Annotated in this window: 3 protein-coding genes and 1 rRNA gene; 3 read left to right on the top strand and 1 reads right to left on the bottom strand. The window is 37.8% G+C overall.

From position 1 onward, the window contains the following. Positions 1 to 232: 232 nt before the first annotated feature. The 3 genes from MKJ01_RS18545 to MKJ01_RS18535 all read left to right on the top strand — a co-directional run bounded on the left by MKJ01_RS18545 (position 233) and on the right by MKJ01_RS18535 (position 7,277). Positions 233 to 3,373, top strand: a complete 3,141-nt coding sequence (locus MKJ01_RS18545; RefSeq protein WP_241615740.1) for a SusC/RagA family TonB-linked outer membrane protein — start codon at positions 233 to 235, stop codon at positions 3,371 to 3,373. 16 nt (positions 3,374 to 3,389) lie between these two features. After that, complete coding sequence (locus tag MKJ01_RS18540) at positions 3,390 to 4,865, top strand: SusD/RagB family nutrient-binding outer membrane lipoprotein (protein ID WP_241615739.1); 1,476 nt, start codon at positions 3,390 to 3,392, stop codon at positions 4,863 to 4,865. A gap of 81 nt (positions 4,866 to 4,946) precedes the next feature. Next, a complete protein-coding gene (locus MKJ01_RS18535) occupies positions 4,947 to 7,277 on the top strand; it encodes a phosphocholine-specific phospholipase C (protein WP_241615738.1) in 2,331 nt (776 codons plus the stop codon). A 214-nt stretch (positions 7,278 to 7,491) separates the two neighbouring features. Here MKJ01_RS18535 and rrf read toward each other — a convergent pair. Then, positions 7,492 to 7,594 (bottom strand): 5S ribosomal RNA (gene rrf, locus MKJ01_RS18530); the annotation flags it as partial.

Genomic DNA, 7,594 nt, shown 5'->3' with positions numbered 1-7,594 from the left:
ATATTACCTGGAAGAACCTGCACTTTTTAGCATTTTCTTTAAGGCTAATCAAAAAATTAAAAGTTTAAACAACTTCAGTATTTAAAAAAACTGATTTTTCAGGAATCTACACTCTTTCGTATATTTATTTTTCATTAAATTTCTTATAACCCTTCTCAGAAAATCATATATTTATCTTAATGCCGGCTTAAAACTCAGGTAATACCACACCGCTAAATTTGCTTTCAAAAAAATGAAGAAGACTTTAGCTACTTTTGCCGTTTTTCTGCTTCCCTTATATCTTACTGCCCAGGAGATCAACATTTCCGGAAATGTAAAATCTGAGAACGGATCGACCATATCAGGAGTAAACATTACTGATAAAAATACCGGAAAAACCACGATTACGGATGACAACGGTAATTTTACAATTTCAGCAAATCCAAAAGATATCCTGGAATTTTACTCTCCAGAATTCTCTGCCTATACGATTGAAGTTTCAAACAAAAGAACGTACTCGATTGTTCTTAAAGGCGTCAATGAAAAACAAATTGAAGGTGTTGTGATCACTGCTTTGGGGATTGCGAAAAAGAAAGAAAAAATTGGATATTCAACACAGGAAGTCGGGACGAAACAGTTTGAGACGATTACCACCCCGAGTATCGGAAACCTGTTTTCCGGGCAGGTTGCCGGATTAAATGTTTCTAATCCTACCGGAATGCAGCAGGCCCCTGAATTTACATTGAGGGGAAACTCAAATCTTGTTTTAGTGATTGACGGCATCATTGTTGAAAAAGAAGTTTTCCAGAATTTAGACCCGAATAATATTGACAATATTAATGTCCTGAAAGGAGCAACGGCTTCTGCTCTGTATGGTTCGAGAGGCCGCTACGGAGCTGTTCTGATTACGACTAAAAGTGCTAAGAAGAAAGGATTTACGGTTGAGTTTTCTCAAAACACCATGGTCACAGCCGGATTTACCAATCTTCCGAAAACACAGACCGAATACGGAAACGGTTCACACGGAAAATATGAATTCTGGGACGGCGCAGATGGCGGGGTGAACGACGGTGATATGATCTGGGGACCAAAATTTGTTCCCGGTTTAAAAATCGCTCAATGGAACAGCCCGATCAGGGACAAACAGACCGGACATGTCATTCCATGGTACGGAGCAGTAACGGGAAGTCAGTATGATGATAAATCAAGATACGAGAGGGTTCCGATTGACTGGCAGTATCATGATAACCTGGCTACGTTCCTGAAACCCGCAGTTATTAATAATAACAATTTCTCAGTCAGTTATAAAAACAACAAAGACATTTACAGGCTTTCCGGGAATTTCATGAACTATGATGACAGAGTCCCGGAATCTTATCTGCAACGTTACGGCATTAACTTTTCATCTGAAAATCATTTAGGCGAAAAATTAATCTTCGATACCAAGTTCAATTTTAACCGGACTTTTACTCCGAATATTCCCAACTACGATTACAATCCGAGCGGCCACATGTACACCATCCTGATATGGATGGGAGGTGATGTAGACGGACGGGATCTTAAGAACCATCTGTGGATTCCCGGTAAACAGGGGACTGCACAGGCCAACTGGAACTATGCCTGGTATAATAACCCGTGGTTTGGAGCCGAATATTATAAAAACCAAAACAGGACGGATATCATTAATGCACAAACCGGTTTAGAATACAAAGCAACAAAAGATTTTTCCGTGAAAGGAAAGATCTCTATTGTAGAAAACCATAATAAACAGCAAATCCTGAGTCCTTATTCTTATTTCAATTACAGTGCACCCAGAAACGGCGGCTATATCTTGAATGATACTAAAACCTGGAATCTTAACTATGATGTCTTAGCTACCTACAAAAAGAAAATTTCAGAGAATTTTGATTTCACAGTCAATGCCGGAGGTTCTGCATTTTATTATAAAAATGATATTGACAATGCTTCAACAGACGGTTTAATAATCCCTGAACTGTACACATTGGAAAATTCAACCGGAGCAGTAAAATATTATGATTATTTAAAGGAAAAATTAATCTACAGTGCATACACTACGATTGACGTTGGATTATATAATGTATTCTTCCTGAATGTTTCCGGACGTAACGACTGGTCTTCAACATTACCAAAAGCCAACCGGTCATACTTCTACCCTTCCGCTTCAATAAGCGCAGTGATTTCAAATCTGGTTAAAATGCCTGAGTCAGTAAGCCTGTTAAAAGTATCTGCGTCGTGGGCAAAGGTGGCATACGATTTCCAGCCTTACTCGATCAGGAATTATTATGTCAACAATAGCGGCATTACATTCAACGGTAATCCGACGTATTATTATCCTACGACTTTAAATGTCGAAAATACCTTGAAACCGGAACAGACAAAATCGTATGAACTGGGTGTGAGTGCCGGACTATTCAACAACAGGATTACATTGGATGCTACCTATTTCAGGACTCTGGATTATAACAATATCCTCCAGTTTCCAAGCGCACCATCTTCAGGTTTCACTTCCCAATATGTAAACGGAAACGAATACACCACAAAAGGCCTTGAAATTTCATTGGGTCTGACCGCTGTTAAAACAGCTGACTTCTCATGGAAATCGCTGATCAACTGGAGCACATATGAACGAAAATTGACTTCCATTTATGGAGATATGCCGAATTACAATAATATTAAATTAGGCGAAAGGATGGACAGCTATTACGATTACACCTGGCAGAAATCTCCGGACGGAAAAGTAATACTGAATGCTGAAACCGGGATGCCCACAAGAGCAACTGCACCAACCAATTTAGGGCACTTTAATCCGGACTGGACATTTGGGTTCAATAACATATTTAAATATAAAAAATTCACCTTAAATGTCGGGATTGACGGCAGCATCGGCGGTGTGATGAGGTCTCAGGTCGTTGAAAAGATGTGGTGGGGCGGAAAGCACCCGAACTCTACTGCCTACAGGGATCTTGAGTATTCCAATCCGGGAACTTATTATTTCGTACCGAAAGGCGTAAACTATAATCCTGCAACAGGTGTTTATACTCCGCATACCAAAGCAATCAGCTTTCAGGATTATGCACAGAACTATCCTTACCAGGCAAGGGTTACAGAAGATGAAAATGAATTGTTCGCTAATGTTTTCGACAGGACTTTTGTAAAACTGAGATCCGTAATCCTTGAATATGATTTCTCTTATTTGCTTAACCCGAAAGCAATGGTAAAAGGTTTCACTGCAAATATTTCAGGATATAATTTGGCGATATGGAAAAAATCTAAAAACCTGTATTCTGACCCGGATTACAAAATCGGAACAGGAAATGACATTCAGGATCCTTCCAGCAGATGGATTGGAGTCGGATTCAATCTTAAATTTTAATTAAATGTAAAATCAAATGAAAAATATTTTTAAATCAATCTTTGTTACCGCACTTGTTGCTTTAACTTCCTGCGAATCAGATCTGGATAAAATCAATGAAAACCCAAATGACCAAGCCAGTGTAGACCCTAAATATTTACTGACTTATGTTTCTGCAGATGCTTTCCAGGTAAACCAGGATCCTATATATGCCTCTAGAATGATAATTGGGACAGATGTGGAAAACCCTTACCAGTATATGAAATGGAACGATGCTTCTTTTGACACGTATACAAAAGACCTTATGAATACCGGAAAAATGATGCAGGAAGCGGAAAAGATCAATAATAAAAACTATCAGGTTATCGGAAAGTTTTACAGAGCCTTTTATTTTTTCAACTTAAGCCTGAAATTCGGAAGCATTCCTTATTCTGAGGCGGTAAAAGGTGAATCAGGAATCACTCAGCCCAAATACGATTCTCAGGAAACCGTAATGGCAGGAATTTTATCCGAGCTAAAAGATGCAAATAATTTAATCAACTCAAACGATAAAATCGAAGGTGATATCATTTACAACGGCGATGCTGCCAAATGGAAAAAACTGATTAATTCTTTCCGTTTGAAAATCCTTATTACCCTATCTAAAAAGACAACAGTTGGAAATTACAATATTGCCTCAGAATTTGCCTCAATTGCAGGAAGCCAGCCTTTGATGACATCTATTACGGACAATGGAGAACTGAAATTTGCAGATGCTGCAGACAGCCGGTATACGATGTTTAACAGCAGCGGTTATGGTTCAAGTTTATATATGGCCAATTATTTTATTAATTTATTTAAAGACCGTCAGGATCCCCGGCTGTTTACTTTTGCAGCACAGACCACCGGTGCAAAGGAAGCCGGAAAATTGATTACCGATTTTACGGGATATAACGGAGGAAACCCTACATCGCCTTATTCTGACAATGCTGCTTTGATCACTGCAAAAAATATCTCTAAAGTCAATGACCGTTTTTACAAGGATGCCACCAATGAACCTTCTTCAGTTTTAAGTTATTCGGAACTGGAATTTATTCTGGCTGAAGCTGCGGCAAGAGGATGGATTTCCGGATCTGCAAAAACCCATTATGACAATGCTATCAAGGCAAGTTTTACATTTTACCAGACCTATGTAAAAAATCCCGGACAGTATTTTTCAGGATTTAATGTCAACAATTATTTAGCAACTCCGTTAGTTGCTTATGATTCTTCTGCGTCTTTATCCTCACAGTTGGAAAAAATCATAACTCAAAAATATATGACAATGTTCCACCAGTCGCAATGGACATCTTATTACGATTATCTGAGAACAGGTTTCCCGAATTATCCTTTACAGACTGGCGTATCAGCGCCTTTAAGATTCAGATACCCCCAATCAGAGTATAATTATAACAATGCCAACCTTAAGACTGCATTGGCTTCACAATACGGAGGAAGTGACAATATCAATGCTAAACCCTGGTGGCTGCAATAAAGTTTGATTATTTTTAACGCTAAATAAAAGAAACTGCAAGGAAAACCTCTTAACTTGCGGTTTCTTTCCATATCTATTCACATGAACAGAAGAGAATTTTTAGAAAAATCAGGACTTTTAATGGCTGGGCTGGGAACTTCAAGTGTTCTGCACCCTTCTATTTTAAAAGCTTTAACCATTGATCCTGCTGCACAATCTACATTTTATGATGCTGAACATGTTGTCATCCTGATGCAGGAAAACCGTTCGTTTGATCATACTTTTGGTGCCTTGAAAGGAGTAAGAGGATTTTTGGATCGGAGGGCTTTTACAAAACAGGACGGCCATTCTGTTTTTTTTCAAAAAAATGATGCGGGAAAATATGCCGCTCCCGCACGTCTGGATCTCAGGAATACAAAAGCCACATGGATGAGCTCTCTTCCACACTCCTGGACCGATCAGCAGATCGCCTTAAACAAAGGAAAATACGATCAATGGCTTCAGGCAAAAGCATCCGGAAATAAAGAGTATAAAGACATTCCACTGACCTTGGGATATTATAACCGGGAAGATTTGCCGTTTTATTACCAGCTAGCCGATGCATTTACGATTTTTGATCAATATTTCTGTTCTTCCTTAACCGGTACAACGCCAAACCGGTTGTTTCATTGGTCGGGAACATTACGTGAACAGCAGAATGGAAAAGTCAAAGCGAATGTTTACAATGAAAATATTGATTACGATAAGGACCGTCAGGCAAAATGGAAAAGTTTTCCTGAGATTTTGGAAGAACAGGATATTTCATGGAAAATTTATCAGAATGAAATCAGTCTTCCTAAAGGAATGTCCGGCGAGCAGGAAGCCTGGCTGAGTAACTTTACTGATAATCCGATTGAATGGTTTTCAAAATTTAATGTCAAGTTCTCAAAAGGATATTATCAGAATATTCCGAAAATTATTTCTTATTTTAGAAATCAAATTGAAAAAAATCCGGAACAGAGAGAAAGGCTGGAAAGAATGATTATAGAACTGGAAGAAGATCAGATCAAATATCATCCCGACAACTATTCAAAACTGTCGCAGGAAGAAAAAAACCTTCATGAAAAAGCTTTCACGACCAATATTAATGATCCGGATTATTGGAATCTGGAAATCGGACAGGACGAAAACGGAGAACGGCTTGTAGTCCCAAAAGGAGATGTATTGTATCAGTTCAGAAAAGATGTAGAAGATAAAACACTACCCTTGGTTTCATGGCTGATAGCGCCTGAACACTTTTCGGATCATCCAGGGTCTCCTTGGTATGGAGCCTGGTATATCTCTGAAGTATTGAATATTTTAACCAAAGATCCTGAAATCTGGAAAAAAACAATCTTCATTATTAACTATGATGAAAATGACGGATATTTCGATCATGTATTGCCTTTTGCTCCACCGCTGAATCCGAACCAGCCTGTTGACATGAACGGAAAAGACGGCGTGGAATATGTGAACAGGAATCAGGAATTTATGTTGAAAGAACAGCTTAAGCAAGGAACAGTTGGCTTAGGGTACCGCGTTCCGATGATTATCGCTTCTCCATGGACAAAAGGAGGATTTGTAAATTCTGAAGTTTCTGACCATACTTCTGTTTTACAGTTTCTGGAAAAGTTCATTCACAAGAAATTTAATAAAGATGTTACTGTTAATAATATCAGTGACTGGAGAAGATCCATCTGCGGCGATCTGACTTCAGCATTTAATTCGCCAAGTATGAGAATTCCCAGAATGAATTATCTCGATCAAAAAGATTATACTAAAGCCATTAATGCTGCGAAAAATAAGCCTGTTCCAAATTTAAAATGGTATAAGGAAAATGAATTAGATAATCATTTACTTGAGCTTCAGGAAAGAGGAATTAAACCTTCACATGCACTTCCCTATGATTATCATGTAAATTTGGAAGATGATAAAATAAAAATGACCAATTTAAAACAAAAGGCTGTTCCTTTACTAATTTACGACAGAACAAATTTTGATGCTGATGATTTTTATTTTTCTTATGCTTTATACTCCAAACAGGAGTTATCCCACACTGTAAAATCTGATAATTTTGATTATGAAGTTTTTGGACCGAACGGTTTTTACAGAAAATTCAAAGGAGATACAACTCCTGACCTGGAAATTTTAATTGATCATAGTCCAACAAAAAATGAAGTGTGGCTTATTATTAGAAAAACAAATACTGCGGATATATCTGTTACATTAGAAAATCTTTATGAAAATAGAAAACACAATATAAGTTTACGGCAAAATCAAGAAAAGATAATGATCAGTCTTAATAAAACAAAAGGCTGGTATGATTTGAAATTGACCTCCGGAAATTTTACCTGGCATTTTGCTGGTAGAGTAGAGACAGGGAAACCATCCATTTCAGATCCGCATTGGTCATAAAATATAATATCTCGCCAATTCAAAAAGTCTTACATCATTTATGTAAGGCTTTTTTATTTTACAACTTAACTGAAGTATATAATTTAGTCTCATTAATCTATTTAATGTAGATGCATTTGCAGATTTAGATTTTTTTATCTTTTTATTTTAAGGATTTTGAATTTTCGGGCATAAAAAAACTCCTTCATCGTGTTGATGAAGGAGTTTAAATAAAGACTGGCGGCGACCTACTCTCCCGCTTTCGCAGTACCATCGGCGCTGGTGGGCTTAACTTCTGTGTTCGGAATGGGAACAGGTGAGCCCCACCGCTAAAACCA

Origin of the sequence: Chryseobacterium sp. SSA4.19 (assembly GCF_022601875.1) — a bacterium.
Classification (GTDB): Bacteria; Bacteroidota; Bacteroidia; order Flavobacteriales; family Weeksellaceae; genus Chryseobacterium.
The sequence above is the reverse complement of the archived record's forward strand: the minus strand, read 5'-3'. Positions and strand labels throughout refer to the sequence as shown.

Excerpts from the sequence above, each read along its gene's own strand:
- MKJ01_RS18535 (WP_241615738.1), top strand. The coding sequence starts at position 4,947 with ATGAACAGAAGAGAATTTTTAGAAAAATCAGGACTTTTAATGGCTGGG.
- MKJ01_RS18545 (WP_241615740.1), top strand. The coding sequence starts at position 233 with ATGAAGAAGACTTTAGCTACTTTTGCCGTTTTTCTGCTTCCCTTATAT.
- MKJ01_RS18540 (WP_241615739.1), top strand. The coding sequence starts at position 3,390 with ATGAAAAATATTTTTAAATCAATCTTTGTTACCGCACTTGTTGCTTTA.